Source organism: Mesorhizobium sp. W050, from assembly GCF_054719535.1.
Genome location: NZ_JBTTIH010000001.1, coordinates 3,117,312 through 3,133,655 on the forward strand (window position 1 = coordinate 3,117,312; position 16,344 = coordinate 3,133,655).

The 16,344-nt window shown below is 61.9% G+C and carries 14 protein-coding genes; 8 read left to right on the forward strand and 6 right to left on the reverse strand.

The features are described from left to right. Positions 1–129 precede the first annotated feature (129 nt). The 4 genes from ACYG9Y_RS15065 (at position 130) to ACYG9Y_RS15080 (ending at position 2,022) form a co-directional block, all read left to right on the forward strand. Positions 130–435: an ArsR/SmtB family transcription factor gene (locus ACYG9Y_RS15065; RefSeq protein WP_023671538.1), complete on the forward strand. Its 306-nt coding sequence runs from the start codon at positions 130–132 to the stop codon at positions 433–435. After that, a complete protein-coding gene (locus ACYG9Y_RS15070; protein ID WP_023739215.1) occupies positions 432–914 on the forward strand; it encodes an SRPBCC family protein in 483 nt (160 codons plus the stop codon). The genes ACYG9Y_RS15065 and ACYG9Y_RS15070 overlap by 4 nt, the downstream gene beginning before the upstream one ends. Before the next feature lie 11 nt (positions 915–925). Then, entirely contained in the window at positions 926–1,339 is a 414-nt protein-coding gene (locus tag ACYG9Y_RS15075) for an MAPEG family protein (RefSeq protein WP_023671536.1), read from the forward strand. A 128-nt stretch (positions 1,340–1,467) separates the two neighbouring features. Next, positions 1,468–2,022 carry an HdeD family acid-resistance protein gene (locus ACYG9Y_RS15080; protein ID WP_023739214.1) on the forward strand — a complete coding sequence of 185 codons (555 nt, stop codon included), beginning with the start codon at positions 1,468–1,470 and terminating at the stop codon, positions 2,020–2,022. 12 nt (positions 2,023–2,034) lie between these two features. On the opposite strand, the gene ACYG9Y_RS15085 is transcribed toward ACYG9Y_RS15080, so the two are convergent. Continuing rightward, positions 2,035–3,018, reverse strand: coding sequence for a bifunctional riboflavin kinase/FAD synthetase (locus ACYG9Y_RS15085; protein WP_023739213.1), 984 nt, complete (start codon positions 3,016–3,018; stop codon positions 2,035–2,037). Positions 3,019–3,027: 9 nt separating this feature from the next. Next, positions 3,028–3,885 (reverse strand): TIGR01459 family HAD-type hydrolase, encoded by an 858-nt coding sequence (locus ACYG9Y_RS15090; RefSeq protein ID WP_023739212.1) that lies wholly within the window; start codon positions 3,883–3,885, stop codon positions 3,028–3,030. 337 nt (positions 3,886–4,222) lie between these two features. Here ACYG9Y_RS15090 and ACYG9Y_RS15095 point away from each other — a divergent pair, with 337 nt between their 5' ends. The 4 genes from ACYG9Y_RS15095 to ACYG9Y_RS15110 all read left to right on the forward strand — a co-directional run bounded on the left by ACYG9Y_RS15095 (position 4,223) and on the right by ACYG9Y_RS15110 (position 9,757). Continuing rightward, positions 4,223–6,118 (forward strand): TadE/TadG family type IV pilus assembly protein, encoded by a 1,896-nt coding sequence (locus ACYG9Y_RS15095; RefSeq protein WP_023739211.1) that lies wholly within the window; start codon positions 4,223–4,225, stop codon positions 6,116–6,118. A 196-nt stretch (positions 6,119–6,314) separates the two neighbouring features. Beyond that, positions 6,315–8,288, forward strand: coding sequence for a TadE/TadG family type IV pilus assembly protein (locus ACYG9Y_RS15100; protein WP_023739210.1), 1,974 nt, complete (start codon positions 6,315–6,317; stop codon positions 8,286–8,288). A 159-nt stretch (positions 8,289–8,447) separates the two neighbouring features. Beyond that, positions 8,448–9,080, forward strand: coding sequence for a LysE family translocator (locus tag ACYG9Y_RS15105; protein ID WP_023671530.1), 633 nt, complete (start codon positions 8,448–8,450; stop codon positions 9,078–9,080). Between the two features lie 146 nt (positions 9,081–9,226). Further along, positions 9,227–9,757, forward strand: a complete 531-nt coding sequence (locus tag ACYG9Y_RS15110) for a CAP domain-containing protein (RefSeq protein WP_023671529.1) — start codon at positions 9,227–9,229, stop codon at positions 9,755–9,757. Positions 9,758–9,786: 29 nt separating this feature from the next. Here ACYG9Y_RS15110 and ACYG9Y_RS15115 read toward each other — a convergent pair whose 3' ends face one another. The 4 genes from ACYG9Y_RS15115 to ACYG9Y_RS15130 all read right to left on the reverse strand — a co-directional run bounded on the left by ACYG9Y_RS15115 (position 9,787) and on the right by ACYG9Y_RS15130 (position 16,283). After that, a complete protein-coding gene (locus tag ACYG9Y_RS15115) occupies positions 9,787–12,405 on the reverse strand; it encodes an EAL domain-containing protein (protein WP_245260446.1) in 2,619 nt (872 codons plus the stop codon). Positions 12,406–12,737: 332 nt separating this feature from the next. Continuing rightward, positions 12,738–14,273, reverse strand: coding sequence for a DHA2 family efflux MFS transporter permease subunit (locus ACYG9Y_RS15120; RefSeq protein WP_023709707.1), 1,536 nt, complete (start codon positions 14,271–14,273; stop codon positions 12,738–12,740). 349 nt (positions 14,274–14,622) lie between these two features. Continuing rightward, the gene (locus ACYG9Y_RS15125) at positions 14,623–15,816 is read right to left on the reverse strand and encodes an HlyD family secretion protein (RefSeq protein WP_023739209.1); all 1,194 of its coding nucleotides are present in this window, start codon (positions 15,814–15,816) and stop codon (positions 14,623–14,625) included. After that, a complete protein-coding gene (locus ACYG9Y_RS15130; RefSeq protein WP_023705728.1) occupies positions 15,813–16,283 on the reverse strand; it encodes a MarR family winged helix-turn-helix transcriptional regulator in 471 nt (156 codons plus the stop codon). Before ACYG9Y_RS15130 ends, ACYG9Y_RS15125 begins: the two co-directional genes overlap by 4 nt. Between the last annotated feature and the right edge of the window lie 61 nt (positions 16,284–16,344).

Sequence of the window (16,344 nt, forward strand, 5' to 3'; positions counted from 1 at the left end):
ATCTGTAGAGTGGCGGCAACTGCGACCCTGTTTTTTATGCTGTGGCCCGTTTGAACAGGGCGCCGCCGGGCCTGTGGCGAGTTGACAGAAATAGCGAGGTTGCCTAAACTCGCGTTAGTGCAGGCTAACATGAACAGATGGACAGCGCTTGGCGACCCGACCAGGCGCACGATCTTCGAACTGCTGGTCGAACAACCCTGTTCGGTCGGGGAATTGGCTCGTGCGCTTCCTGTCACCCGGCCGGCGGTCTCGCAGCACCTGAAGGTGCTCAAGGACGCCGGCCTCGTGGCCAACACACGGCTAGGCAAGCAACGCATCTACCGGGTCGATCCGGAAGGCTTGGCCAGCCTGCGCGCCGAACTCGACCGGTTCTGGAGCAAGACCTTGGCGGCTTACAAAGTGGTCGTCGAACAGCCCTTGAAGGAGCAGGAATGAGCACACATCAACCGCCCGTGAGGCACTCCATCCTTGTCGAGGCTCCGATCGCACATGCCTTCAAGGTCTTCACCGAGCACTTCGGCAGTTTCAAACCCAAAGAGCATAACCTGCTTGCGGTGCCGATCGCGGAGACGATCTTCGAACCCCGCGTTGGCGGTCACGTCTACGACCGCGGTGTGGATGGCAGCGAGTGCCGCTGGGCACGGGTGCTGGCCTACGAGCCGCCGAACCGACTGCTTCTGAGTTGGGATATCAGCCCTCAATGGCAGATCGAGACCAATCCGGACAGGACCAGCGAGTGGGAAGTCCGGTTTACGGCGGAGACGAATAGCCGGACCCGCGTCGAGATCGAGCATCGCAATCTCGAACGTCATGGCGAAGGCTGGGAAGGCGTGCGCTTTGGGATTGACGGTGATCGAGGCTGGCCGCTGTATCTCAGGCGATTCCAAGATCTTTTTGCCAGCAAGGTGACCTGAAGAGCACAATTATGGAACCCTATTGGCTAAGCATCCTCGGTGTACTGATCCTCTGTCTTTTGTCAGTCGCGCTGGCGGTTTACTCGGGTTCGTCCAAGGGATTTGCCGGAGCGCTTTCCGGTCCGGTGATCCCGGCCGACGACGCCAATCTCCTCTACAGGATCGACCGCGTGCATATGAACTCGGTCGAGGCGCTGGCGCCTTTTGTCGTCCCGGCGGTGCTGGCCATGATGGTTGGCGTTGGGTCGGCCACGTTGGCGACCATTGTCTGGGTTCATGTGGCGATACGCCTGCTTCACCTGGGGGTTTACCTACGCGGCGGCAATGCCGCCAAGGGTGGCAGTGTCAGAACGATCGTCTACGTCTCTGGAGCGATCGTCACGCTTGTCCTCGTCCTTGTGACTGGGTGGGCTGCCATAAATTGACACGTACGCGCGAACCTCAAGCCACCGACGCTTTGTTTGTTTGCTAGCCGTCGCCATCGGCTGGACGTCCGCTACAGCCGGGGCTAACCTCCCGGCAAGGTGCCAGGCGATTTCGAGGAGATGCAGCCATGACGTTGCACGGTGATACCCTGAAAGATGCGATCGGCCGGACACGGGACAAATGGGGGTGGTTCGTCGCGCTCGGCGTGCTGCTGCTCATCTTCGGCGGCATTGCCTTCGGCAATCTGTTCATCGCCACCGTCGCCTCGGTCTATGTCGTGGGATGGCTGATGCTGATGGCCGGCATCATCGAGATCGTGCACGCCTTCGGCGTGAAAAGCTGGAGCCGCTTCTTCTATTGGCTGCTCAGCGGCCTGCTCTATGCGATTGCCGGCTTCTTTGCCTTCGATAATCCGCTGCTGGCATCGACGGTGCTGACTTTCCTGCTGGCGGTTGCGCTGGTCGCTTCAGGCGCGCTCAGGGCCTGGGTCGGCTACAGCCACCGGCCGGAGAATGGCTGGGGCTGGGTCGTCGCGGCGGGCCTGATCAGCGTGCTGGCGGGCCTGACCATCGCCATGGGCTGGCCAGTCAACAGTCTGTGGGTGCTCGGCCTGTTCCTGGCCATCGACCTGATCTTCCAGGGCTGGACCTTCATCGCCGTTGGACTGGCGTTGAAGAAGTGAGCGGCCGGAAGCTCAAAAAGCGATCGCGCTGTCCAACTGCGAAAGCGGCCTGACGCCGGCCAGCAGCGCGCGCGCCTCCGCCTCGTCGCGCTTCATTTGTGCCACCAGCGCATCGAGCCCATCGAACTTCACCTCGGGGCGCATAAAGCCGAAGAACGATACGTCGCAGATCTCACCATAGAGATCGCCGGCAAAGTCGAAGACGAAGGTTTCGAGCAGCGGCGCGCCATTGTCGTCGACGGTCGGACGGCGGCCGAAGCTGGCCACACCGTCATAAAGCGTGCCATCGGCGCGGCGGAAGCGGACGGCATAAATCCCTTCCTTGAGAGTCGCTTCCGGAGAAAGCCTCATGTTGGCTGTCGGGAAGCCGAGCGTGCGGCCGAGTTGCTGGCCACCGATGACTTCGCTTTCGACAGTGAAGCGATAGCCGAGCAGGCCGGCGGCTTCGGCCACCTCGCCCTCGCAGAGCAGCGCGCGGATACGACTCGACGACACCACCTCGGCGCCCTCGTCGCGAAAGGCGTCGACCAGGGTGACGCCGAAACCATGGCGCTCGCCTGCCGCCATCAGAAACGCAGGACCGCCCTGCCGGTCCTTGCCGAAGTGAAAATCGAAGCCGGTGACGGCATGGGTGATGCCGAGGTTCGTCTCCAGCACATCGGTCACGAAAGCCTCGGCCGACAGGCCGGCAAAGGCGCGCGTGAACGGCTGTTCGACGAGTGCGGCAAAGCCCAGATGCGACAGCAGCCGCGCCTTCATCGGCGGCGGCGTCAATACGAACAGCGGCATATCGGGCCTGAACACCTTGCGCGGATGCGGGTCGAAGGTCAGCACTAGCGCCGGCACGCCGCGCCGCCCGGCTTCGGCAAGCGCGCGATCGAGCACCGCCTGGTGGCCGCGATGGACGCCGTCGAAATTGCCGATCGCCACCACGCCGCCGCGCAAATGCGGCGGCAGCGGCGCGGTTGCTGAAATGTGTTCGAAAGCTGCGCTCATGCAGCAACCCTACCGCAGTCTCGGAATGACGGCGACCGGCCGGTAGCCGTGCTTTTGCAGAAAGGCTGCAAGCCTGGCGGGGTCCGGCTGCATGGGATCGCCATAGTCGCGCGCGTGAATGCCGCCCGAGACGTAAAGCACGTCGATGCCGTTGTCGGCGGCGCCCTTGACGTCGGTCATCATGCCGTCGCCGATGGCCAGCACCTCGGTGCGCGCGACGTCTCGGCCGAGAAGCACGGCGACCTCCCGCAGCGCTACGTCATAGACCGGCGCATAAGGTTTTCCGGCGATCAGCGTGCGGCCGCCAAGCTGGGCATAGTCGCGCGCCAAGGCGCCGGCGCACCAGATCATGCGCTCGCCGCGTTCGACCACGATGTCGGGATTGGCGCAGATGAAAGGCAGGTTCCTGGCGCGCAGCCGGCGCAGCAGATCGGCGTAATCCTCAGGCGTTTCCACCTCGTCGTCGAACAGCCCGGTGCAGACCGCGCCGGAGGCCTCGAACTCCTCGACGAGCTCGACGTCCAGACCGTCATAGAGGGTGAAATCGCGGTCGGCGCCGATATGGAAGATTTTTCGTGGGCCTTCGGCGATAAGGTCGCGGGTCACATCGCCTGAGGTCACGACGCGGTCGTAGGCGACGGCGGGAACGCCGATCGCATTCATCTGCGCCACCACATCGGCATTGCGGCGCGGCGAGTTGGTGATCAGGACGACCGGGACCTTCGCACGCGCGGCGGCAAGCGCTTCGGCAGCCGCCGGAAAATGCCATTCGCCATTGTGGATCACGCCCCAGACATCGCACAGGATGGCCGAGTAGGCGCCCGACAAATCCGCGAGCGAGCCGATGATATCAGGCGAATCCGCCATGCCGTTTACCTGCTGTGACGATCATTGCGAGAGCTGCAGCCGACGGTCCGCCGCAACCGGCCCCGCATTAACCGAAGCGTTTCATCCTGTCACCAGCTTTTCGGCACTTGCCAGGCTGTTGCGCAACGGGCTGATCAAAGGGCTGCAACGGGCAGGAACCACCCTTCTCCGAGCTTCGGTCGATCGAAACAATGTCGCATCGCTGATCACCAGGGCCGAGTGGTTAACGAGCCTTGAAAAGATGGGCCGATGTTGAATGTATTTCAGCAACCTGAAATTTAACGATTTTGTGGGCATCTTCGGACCGATATTGGGTCCTGGCAGGGGTGCTGAAGGCATGATCCGCAGATTTCTGAACGACAGACGCGGCAACTATGCCTTGATGACAGTGATCACCATGGTGCCCTTGATGGGCGCGCTGGCGCTTGCAATCGACTACACCGATCTCCTGCGCCAGAAGCAGAACATGCTGAACGCGCTGGATGCCGCCGGGATTGCCACGGCACAGCAGATCGTCACCGGGGCGACCGACACGGCAGTCAAGGCCTATGCGAAGGATTTCTTCGAAGCCAATCTCGGAAAGGTCAGCTCGGCCAATACGGCCCTGACGGTGACGCTGCCCAACAACAACGCAGGTGGCGGCACGCTGAAGCTTTGCGCCAGTTTGACGTTCCACCCCTATTTCCTGCCGGTGGCGGCCATGCTGATCGGAAGAACGTCCACCGATGCCAAAACCTCCGCGTGTTCCGAGATCCGCCTCAAAAACACGCTGGAAGTGTCTCTCGTGCTCGACAATTCCGGCTCCATGAGCATCAACGGCTCCGGCACCGGCCAGCCGCGAATAGATTTGCTCAAGAAGGCCGCTACCGAGCTTGTCAATACGATGGCGCTCCAGGCCGCACAAATGAGGCAGGTCACCAGGCCGGTGCAGTTCTCGCTGGTCCCGTTTTCCGCCTCGGTCAATGTTGGCCCAGCCAACAAGGACGCAACCTGGATGGATACGACCGGCATTTCGCCAATCCATCACGAGAACTTTGATTGGCAGTTCATGTACAAGAACGCGTCGTCTGGTTATGACTCGAATAAATACATTGAAAAGGTCGGCAGTGCTTACTGGAAGCGCGGAAGTGGCTGGGGCACCGGGCAATACGGCCAAAATACCACGGCGACGCGGTTCAGTCTCTTTGCAAACGACATGAAGGCCACGACCTGTACGAAAAAGAACTCGAACGGCAGTTGCAAGACCTCTGTGACCGCCCAATACGAAGCCTGGAAGGGCTGCGTGGAGGCGAGGCCGTATCCCTATAACGACGACGACACGTCGCCGACCACTGGCACGCCCGCCACCATGTTCGTGCCGATGTTCGCGCCGGACGAAGCTGGCAATTTCTGGACCGACACCACTCGCACCAGCACATCGACCTGGGGTTACGCCAACAATTGGTGGATCGATTATTCCGACACGCTGACTGTCACCAAACGCCAGGCGGATATGCGAAAGTATTTTCTGACAAAGCCCTGGGACGCATCGAGTACTGCGGCCGATGATGGGCCCAATTCGGCATGCACGACCGCCGCGATCACGCCGTTGCAGGACATAACCACCACCGACGGCAAGAAAATCCTGACGGATGCCATCAATGCCATGGCCCCGACGGGCAACACCAACGTGCCGGAAGGGCTGGCCTGGGGCTGGCGGACGGTGTCGAGCAACGAGCCATTCACAGAAGGCCGGCCGAACACTGAAAGGGGCAACGACAAAGTCGTCATCGTGCTGACCGACGGCGCCAACACCTACAGCATCGGCCCCACAAACGACATGACCAGCAGCTATGCTAAGGACGGATCGACCTACGCCGCCTATGGTTATACCGGCCCGAAAACGGGGGAAACCGCGACCCGCCTTTTCGTCAACACGACCGTCCCCAAGACAACTTATACGGCGGCCAACTACACAACCGCGCTTGACCAGCAGATGCAAACGCTTTGCACCAATGCGAAGAATTCGAACATTCTCTTGATGACGGTCTCGCTTGACCTGGTTACCACCAAGCCGGCGGAAAAGACCGCCATAGACGCGCTCAAGAAATGCTCCTCGGATTCGCGCTTCCGCAAGGATCCGACCGACCCGAGCAAACCGGCGAAGCTGTATTGGAACGCGACCGGCGCCACCTTGTCGCAAAGTTTCAAGGAAATCGCCGACGAACTGTCGAACCTGCGCATCGTCAGCTGATCGGCGCGATCTTTTGAACAAGGCGCTCCGCCTCGGCGGGGCGTTTTGTTGCGGCGTTGCTCACGTGTCCGTGCATTTGGTTAGCGCCCGGTGAAGCGCTATCCGAGCAATCGAGCAGTTTCCCAAACCCGTCCTTCAACGTTTTGTGAAACTGTGGCGGCATTGAAGAATCCGCAGGCGGGGCCGCTTACATCACATGCGTGAACTCTGGCGCACATTCCGGCGTGACTTCTGGCGTGACCGCCGCGGCAATTACGCTCTGATGACCGTTGTGGCGATGGTGCCACTGATGGGCGGCGTGGCAATGGCTGTCGACTACACCGGCGTGGTCAGCGAGAAGCAGAGGGTGGTCAACGCACTCGACGCCGCCAACTTCGCCACCGCGCGCCGGCTGGTGGAAGGCGCCACCGACGACCAGTTGCGGGCCTATGCGCTCGACTTCTTCAAGGCAAACCTCAACGACGTCGATCCCGCCGACACGACGCTCAGCGTTACGCTGCCCAGCAGCACGACCGGCGGCGGCATCGTCAAGCTGTGCGCCAGCCTGGTCTACAAGCCCTATTTCCTGCCGGCAGCGGCGATGCTGATCGGCAGGACGTCGGAAAACGTCACCTACTCCGTGTGTTCGCAAGTCCGGCTGAAGAACACGCTGGAAGTGGCCATGGTGCTCGACAATTCGGGGTCGATGTCGAACACGGGCACGGGTGCCGGACAAAAGCGCATCGACCTTCTCAAGCAAGCCGCCAAGCAGCTCGTCGACACGCTTGCCTTGCAGGCCGCGATGATCAAGCAGATCGACAAGCCGGTCCAGTTCAGCCTTGTGCCGTTCGCCGCCTCGGTCAATGTCGGCGCCAGCAACGACAACGCGTCGTGGATCGACGCCTACGGGCTGTCGCCCATCCACAATGAGAATTTCGCCTGGTCCACGCTTAACGCAGCCGACAAATATGCCCAGAAGATCGGCGGCATCTGGTACAAGAAAGGCACTGGCTGGGGTGAGCAGGAGGGGCAGATGCTGACCCGCTTCTCGCTCTACCGCGACATGAAGGTGGTCACCAGCCACGAGCGCATCGTCGGCAGCAAACGCGTGGTCTGCGACAAATATCGTGCCAATCATACATGCTCGGACAGCCACAACGAATACGACTACAACGACACATACGGACCGTTCGCCAGCTGGCAGGGCTGCGTCGAGGTCCGTCCCTACCCCTATAATGTCACCGACGCGCCGGCCTCCGGCGGACCGAACAACACCGGCACCGGCGTCGGCGATCCCGCGACCATGTTCGTGCCGATGTTCGCGCCAGACGAGCCGGGCAATCATTGGTACATAACGCAGGACCCCGACGAGGTGGCCCCCAAGACCTATGGCGCGGCCAACAGCTGGTGGAACGACGATCCGGCGAGCACCTCCGGCAAGACCAGGCAGTCCAACATGGCCAAGTATTTCCAGCCGCGGCCGATCAATGCTCCGGTGCTGTCGGCCGGTGCCGGTCCTAACTACAGCTGCACGACGACACCGATCACGCCGCTGACCGACGTCTCCAACACCGCCGGGCTGACCAAGATCAAGGCTGCGATCGACCTGATGGCGCCGAACGGCTTCACCAATGTGCCGGAGGGCATGGCCTGGGGCTGGCGCACCGTCTCCAGCACGGAGCCTTTCACAGGAGGACGTCCTGAGACGGAGCGCGGCAACGACAAGGTGGTCATCGTGCTCACCGACGGCGAGAACACCTACGCGGTGCCCAGCAGCGATCCCGCCGGCAACAAGTCGACCTATGCCGCCTATGGCTATACCGGCGTCGGCTACAACGGCACTGCGGTCACCCGCCTGTTCGGCGGCACGTCGAGCGCCATCGGCCAGCTCAACTATTCGTCGAGCAACTACACCGCCGCCCTCAACGAGCAGATGGCGACGCTGTGCAACAACGCCAAGGCGGCCAACATCATGGTGATGACGGTGGCGCTCGATATGTCGACGACCGACGCCGGCGACAAGAGCGCGATGGAGGCACTGAAGACGTGCTCGTCGGACTCGCGCTTCCGCAAGGATCCGGCCGACCCGAGCAAGCCTGCAAAACTGTTCTGGAACGCGACCGGCGCCACGCTGTCCGACAATTTCAAGGAAATCGCCAACGAGCTCTCGAACCTGCGCGTGGTGAGCTGAGGGTTGAAGCTGCTGATCTTCCCCCACCTTGCGGGGGAAATTGGCGGCTTCGCCGCTTTCGCCAATTTTCGACGCTGGCGCAAAGGCTCCGGCCATCATGCTCTTGCGGTGAGGTCAAAACGCGTGGTGGGTATCGTCACCGCTTCCCGGAGATTGCCAGTGCCCGAAACCGCCAACCATCTCGCCTTCGCGCTGGTCTGCCTGGGCATGGTGCTGACGCCCGGGCCGAACATGATCTACCTGATCTCGCGCTCGCTGTCGCAAGGCCCGAAGGCCGGGCTGATCTCGCTCGGCGGCGTGGCGGCCGGCTTTCTGTTCTATGTCGTATCGGCAGCGCTGGGCATCACCGCGCTGCTGCTTGCCGTGCCGTTTGCCTATGACGCACTGCGCATTGCCGGCGCGCTCTATCTGCTATGGCTCGCCTGGCAAGCGGTGCGGCCCGGCGGGCGCTCACCATTCCAGGTGCGCGAACTGCCGAAGGACAGGCCGCGCAAGCTGTTCGCGATGGGCCTGATGACCAATCTCCTCAATCCCAAGGTGGCGGTGCTTTATCTGTCGCTGCTGCCGCAGTTCATCTCGCTGGGCAACGGCCATGTGCTGTCGCAGCTTCTGGTGCTCGGCGCCACGCAGATCTCGATCAGCCTGACCGCCAATGCCATCATCGCGGTAACGGCCGGTTCGATCGCCACCTTCCTTGCCGGACGGCCGCTATGGATGGTCATCCAGCGCTGGATGATGGGCACGGTGCTCGCCGCGCTGGCGCTTAAAATGGCGACCGACGCGCAACGCTGATCGGACGCAGCGCGCCGAGACTACATCGGCCGCCGACCTTCCCATTCGAATCGGCCGGCCGAACCTGCACGGAGGCCAGCGATTGAGATTTTCGCAGCCCTGCCCGGCAAAAGCCATGATCGCGGCTAAGTCAGGCAGGCATGACAATGATCTGCACCACCAATCATCCGCTCGCGCAAACCCGCTCTGGCGCAGCAAGTCCAAAACCAAACAGGCGCCTGCTGCTGATCGGCCTTGCAGCCATGGCCGGCCTCGCTGCTTGCAGTACGGTCTCGGTGCCGACCGGCGAAGGCGCCGGTGTGTCGTCCTCGGCCACCGCGACGCTGGCCGGCATCCGAGCTTCGGCCGGACTGCCGGCGCTGGTGCCGGACGCCCAGCTCGAGCAGGCCGCTCGGCAGCAGGCCGGCTATATGGCCTCACGCGAACGCATGAGCCACACGACGGGCTGGGGAAAGGATTTCGCGTCGCGGATGAAGGACAATGGGGTGCGGGGCGCCGCCGCCGAGAACATCGCCGAGGGCCGCTTCGACCAGCAGAAACTGTTCGACATCTGGATGCATTCGGCTGGCCACCGCCGCAACATGCTCGATCCGGATTTCAGCCGCTTCGGCCTCGCCTATGTACGCGACGGACGCGACAGCGCCATCCGCTACTGGAGCCTGGTGCTCGGAAAATAGCAGCCAGCGGTTACGGCGCGAGCCAGCCGTCAGCCTTTCGCGATCAGCTCGCCGATATCCCCAGCCGACAGGGGTTTGCTGAAATAATTGCCCTGCACCTCGTCACAATTGTTCTTGCGGAGGAAGGCGACCTGGTCTTCCGTTTCGACACCTTCGGCCAGCACTCGAAGGTTCAACTTCTGCCCCAGGGAAATCACGGCGCCAGTGACCGCTTGATCGTTCTCGTCAGTCGCGAGATCGTTGATGAAGGACTTGTCGATCTTCAGCCGCGCCACCGGAAACGTCTTGAGAGCGCTGAGACTGGAATAGCCTGTTCCGAAATCGTCGATCGATATCTGCACGCCGAGCTTTTGCAGTCCGTTCATCGTTGCGACCGCCAGCTCGAAATCCTGCATGATCAGGCTTTCCGTCACTTCGAGCTCGAGATACCTCGCCTCCAGGCCGCTTTCCTTCAATGCGTTGACGACGCGGTCGATCAGGTTCTTCTCCCGGAACTGCCGCGCCGACACGTTGACGCAGACGGTTACGGGCGACAGACCGGCGCGCTGCCAGGCTTTGTTCTGCCGGCAGGCTTCGTGCAGGATCCAGTCGCCGAGCGGCACGATCAGCCCGGTCTCCTCGGCGGTCGGGATGAACATCGCCGGCGAAACCAGGCCTCGCGTTGGGTGGTTCCAGCGCACCAGCGCTTCGACGGCGAAAACCTGCCCCGATCGCAGATCCACCTGTGGCTGATAGTGCAGAGCGAATTCCGACCGGGCGAGCGCGTTTCGCAATTCCTCCTGAAGCAGGAATTTTTCATGTGCCGTTGAGTTGAACTCCGGGGCATAGAACTGGAAATTGTCGCGGCCGAATTCCTTGGCGCGATACATGGCGGCGTCGGCATTGGCCAACAGCGTATCCGGGCTGGTCCCGTCCTTCGGGTAATTTGCGATGCCGATGCTGGCCGTCGTTCTCAGCCGATGCTCTCCGACAAGAACCGGTTCCGCGATCGCATCCCTGATCGTCTGCAGGGTTTCCGACACCACATCGACATTGGTGGTTTGGTCGAACAGGACGATGACAAATTCGTCGCCGCCAAGCCGCACGACGGTGTCGGTGGCCTTCACGCATCCAACCAAACGGCTGGCGACGGTCTTGAGGAGTTCGTCGCCGGCATTGTGGCCAAACGTATCGTTCACCAGTTTGAAATTGTCGAGATCGATGAACACCACCGTCATCCAGCGATTGTATCGCTGCGCGTAGAGGACCGCCTGGGAAAGCCGATCCTCCAGCAAAGCGCGATTGGGCAGGCCGGTCAGCGCATCATGGTTGGCCATGAAGTGGATCTGGTCTTCCGCCAGTTTGCGCTCGATCGCGATGCCGGCAATGTGTGTGGTGAATTCGATCAGGCGGGTCTCGGCATGGGTGGGTTCGCGCACGGTCATCGAATACATGGCAAAGGCGCCCAACACGACGCCCCGATGCGACAGGATCGGGGTTGACCAGCACGAACGATAGCCATGGGGTGCCGCCAGTTCGCGGTAATTGTCCCAAAGCGGATCCTGCAGAATATCGGTAACAATGACCGGTTCCCGCCGGTAGATGGCGGTTCCGCAGGATCCCACCTTGGGACCGATGGCCGCCCCATCGATGGCGCTCGTATAGGCTTTCGCCAGGCCCGGCGCCGCACCGTGACGCAAATGAATGCCGTCCTTGTCGAGCAGCAGGACGGAACCGAATATCCCCTTCAACTGAGCCTCGACGAAGCGCATGAGGCGGTCGAGCACGTCCTCCAGCGGCGCGCTCGTGGCAATCATTTCGAGGATCTGCGCCTGCCCGCTGCGAAGGACATCCGCCTGCTTGCGGGCGGTGATGTCGTGGGCAATGCCAACCAGGCCGAAGATTTCATTTTGGCGATTGCGCAACGGCACCTTCGTCGACGAAAGCCATTTGCCGTTCCCCGACGCATCGACGACAAACTCTTCCGCGTCGATCACTGGTTGTCCGCTCTTGAGCAGGCGCTGCTCGACCAGGCGAAATTTCCGCGCAACTTCCGGGGGGTGAAGATCAAAATCGGTCAAACCGATCATGTCGCTGGTCTTGTTGCGGCCGCTATCGGTCGCAAGGGCGCTGTTGACCACGACGAAACGGCTTTGCGTATCCTTGACCCAGAGATAATCGGGCACCCAGTCGATCAGCGCCTGCAGCGAAATGCGCTCGTCGACGATCTGCCGATTGGCGAGGAGTTCAGTGATGTCCTCATGCGTGGCGATCCAACTGCCATCGGGCATCGGCTGGTTACGGATCTGGATTGTGCGACCGTCGACAAGTTTGGCGGTCCAGAGCCGCGAAGCCTTGCCCGAATTGATCGAGCGAGCCGTTGCGAGATAGGTGTCGGCGGCCGTCGCCGCCGTGCCGGCGGTGACGCGGCGTTCGACTATTTCGCTCAGTGTCACGCCAGGCCGCAATTCCTCGGGCGCAATGCGGTAGATTTCCGCATAGCGCCGGTTGCTCAGGATCAGCCGTTCATCGGCATCGAAAAAGCAGATGCCTTGCGAAATATTCTCGATCGCAGTCTCGAAGCGCAGGGTCTGCCCTTCGAGACCCGCAATGGTCGTGCGAAGTTCTCCCTCGAGCGTATCGTAGGAGACATCAGCCAGTCTTGCCAATGCGGCTACGCCCACCGGCCCGCGCGCCCCGACGGATCTTCTGGATGACTTCGTGACCAAACAGACCTCCTCCGGTTTGGCACCTGAAACAAGAAAGGGCCTCTGTCGCGCCAGACGAAAGTCGACTGACAATGTTACAGATGTGCTAATTCAAGATGAACTGTAACGGAATTGGATGCGTCAGCAACCAGATACCAAAGGTGCAAATGTCATTCCAAATCAACTTCCAACGGCTCATTATCGATATTTTTTTGCACACGCGGGTTTTGACGATCATCCGAGCAACAAATCATCAGGGGCAACCAGCTTGCTGCCAGCGACCGGCGCCCGCCTCAATCCATATGCGCGGCAGGAGCGGCCGCGCCGGCCGGAGCGGTCTTCGGCTTGCGCAGCAGGAAGACAAACGGAATGGCAACCAGCGTCATCACCATCAGCAGTTTGAAGTCGTTGACGTAGGAGATCATCATCGCCTGGATGTTGACCATGCGGTCCACCTGCGAAAGTGCCGTCGGATCGCCGCCTGCTGCCGCCGGCGAGGCCGCCCACAAATTGGGGTTGAACGGGTTGATGAAAGCCGACAGTTCGGTGTGATTGACCTGCGTGTTGCGCACCATGAGAACCGTCACCACCGACACGCCGATCGACGAACCGAGATTTCGAACCAGGCTGAACAGGGCCGTGGCGTCGGTGCGGAAGCGCACGTCGAGCGTGGCGAAGGCCACCGTCGACAGCGGCACGAACACCATGCCCATGCCCAGGCCCTGGATGACGCCGGAGCTGAGGATCAGCCAATCGTCCATCTGCGGCGTGAAGGAGGACATGGTGTAGAGCGACTGCGCGGTGAGCAGAAAGCCGATGACGACGAGGATCCGGGCGTCGATCCTGCTCATGAGCCGCCCAACGACAAGCATCGAAATCATCGTGCCGACACCGCGCGGCCCCAGGACGACGCCGATGGTGACGGTCGGATAGCCGAAGATGGTCGACAGCATCGGCGGCAGCAGCGACATCGAGGCCAGGATCAGCACGCCCATGACGAAGATGAAGGCCAGACCGGTGACGAAATTGCGGTCGAGGAAGATCTTGGGGTCGATGAAAGGCCGTTCCGCCGTCAGTGTATGGATGATGAAAACCCAGAAGCCGGTGATCGAAAGAGCAAGCTCGATCCAGATTTCGACCGAGGAAAACCAGTCGACCTCGCCGCCGCGGTCGAGCAGCAGCTGCAGCGCGCCGACGCCGAGCGAAATCATGGCGAAACCGAAGAAATCGAAGCTGCGGATCCGCCGGGCAACGACCGGCAAATAGGCTGCCATGCCGAGGAAGGCGATGATGCCGACCGGCAAATTGATGAAGAACACCCAGCGCCAGTTGAAATTCTCGGTCAGCCAACCGCCCAGCGTCGGACCCAGGATCGGCCCCAGCATGATGCCGGCGCCCCAGATGGCCATCGCCTGGCCGTGGCGTTCCCTGGGGTTGATGTCGAGCAGGAAGGTCTGCGACAGCGGCACGATGGCTGCGCCGAACACGCCCTGCATCAGCCGGAAGAACACTATGCTCTCCAGGCTCCAGGCAATGCCGCACAGCATCGAGAACACGGTGAAGCCGACAACTGCCGCCAGGAACAGTTCCTTGCGGCCGAAGCGGTCGGCCAGCCAGCCGGTCACCGGCGTCATGATGGCGGCGGCAACGATGTAGGAGGTCAACACCCAGTTGATGTTGTCGGGCGAGGCGCCGAGGTCGCCGGTCATGGTCGGCAGCGCGACATTGGCGATCGTGGTGTCGAGCGCCTGCATGACCGTCGCCAGCATCAGCGCCACTGTGATCAGGCCGCGATGCGGCACTTCCTTGAAAGTTTCTGGTGTGGTCATCATGCGGAACTTCCGACAGGTAACAAAAACGTGTACACTAGGTTTCCGGGCGGCGAGGCCTTCTCTGGTGAAGAGACCCTCATCGCGGTGGGACGCGATCTATCGATGTGGGGGTTACATCGATCGAAGGTCTCGACACATCAGGCGCTTGCCGCCCGGAAATCCAAGGTCCGAAGGATGGGCGCCGAGATGGTCCAGGTTCTGGGCAGGCCGCGATGCGGCCCGGTCCAATCCACCCCTCGTTCAACCTGCCGTCGGACCGATCCTGTCATCTCAACTTCACCTCGCCTGCGGCGGGCGTTCTGCCGGGCCGTGATCCTGCTTTTCGAGATCACGGTCCATTCACAGTCTATTGTGCTTCGCCTGCGGTGGCGTGGCCGAAGATAGCGGGGAACCCGCGGGCAACGCCGGTATCCACCGTAACCGAGGCGCTCATGCCGGTGCGCAGCGCCATTTTGGCGTCGGCATCGGTCAGCTCCAGGCGCACCGGAATGCGCTGCGTGACCTTGACCCAGTTGCCGGTGGCGTTTTGAGCTGGCAGCAGCGAAAACTCCGCGCCGGTGCCGGCGCCGATCGCCTTGACGGTGGCCTCGAAAGTTCTGCCCGGATAGGTGTCGACGACGATCTCGGCCTTCTGGCCAGGCTTCATGTGGGTAAGCTGGGTTTCCTTGAAATTGGCATCGATCCAGGTGTCGCCGGTCTCGACCAACGCAAACAGCGGCGTGCCGGAACCGACATACTGGCCGACCTTGAACGAGGAGGCCTGGCTGATGACGCCGTCGGCCGGCGCCTTGACCGTGGTCTGCGCCAGATCGTAGGCGGCCTTGTCGCGCGCGGCGAGTGCGGCCATCACCGTCGGATGCTTGTCGGTCTCGATATCGGGATTGCCGGCGAGAGCCGCCTTGGCGCTGATGATGCCTTGCTCGGCAACGGCCAGTTGCTGCCTGGCCTTGTCGAGATCGTTCTTGGCCTCGTCCAGCGACGATTTGGCGTTGATGCCCTTCTGGGCAAGGTCGGCGGCGCGGTCATACTGCGACTGCGCGTAGTCGACCTGGCTGGCATCGGACTTTTCCTGCGCCAGTGCCTGGCTGTAGGCGGCGCGCAGCTGTTCGATTCCGACGCGTGCGACTGCGACCGCCGCGTCGGCCTGGGCTAACGCGATCCGGTAGGGCTCGGGGTCGACGGCAAACAGCACATCGCCCTGCTTGACCTGCTGATTGTCCGAGATGCCGACCTGAACGATGCGGCCGGCCGTGTCCGAGGCGATCGACACCTTGGCCTGCTGCAAATTGGCGTTCTCGGTTTCCTGATAGCGGCCGCCGGTCACCCAGACATAACCGCCACCAATGGCCAGCGCGGCCGGCAGGGCGACCATCAGCAGCAAGCGGCCGAGGCGGCGCTTCTTGACCGGAGCCGGAGCGGGTTGAACCGGGGGAGCCACCGCGACAGGTGCTGCGGCCGGCTGTGCAGGCGCTTCGGCGGCCGGCTTTGCCGGCGTCTCGATCTTGGTTACATTCTCGTCTAGCTTGGCTGCCGCGTTCATGCTGCTGCCCCTTCCGTACTCTTCAAGGACGACGTCTCGCCGTCCGCCAGGTTTTGCACGATGGTGTCCAGCGCCCGGATAAGGACGCGGCGGTCGTCCGGCGAAACGCCGACCAGCGATTCCTCATAAACTTCGCCAGCAAGGCTTTTGACCTCGGCATAGGCCGCGTTCGCCTTGGCTGTCGGGAAGATCATACGCACGCGCCGGTCAGTTGCGTCGGAGCGCCGCTCGATCCAGCCGCCCTCCTCCATCCGGTCGACGAGGCGTGAAACGCTGATCGGCTCGATTTCGAGAAGTTCGGCGAGGCGAGCCTGGGCGACGCCCGCCTCCTTGGCAACGCGAACCAGAAGCCGCCATTGTGCCGAGGAAAGGCCAAGTCCGCTGGCGCGCGCCTCGAAGCGCTTGCGCATAAGGCGCTGCACGTCGTGGATCAAAAAGCCCAATCTATCTATGCCGTCGGAAACCATGAGCGGTATATATTATAAGCGTGCTTACCATTCAAGGCGCCGCATTGCACCAGAGCCGAAA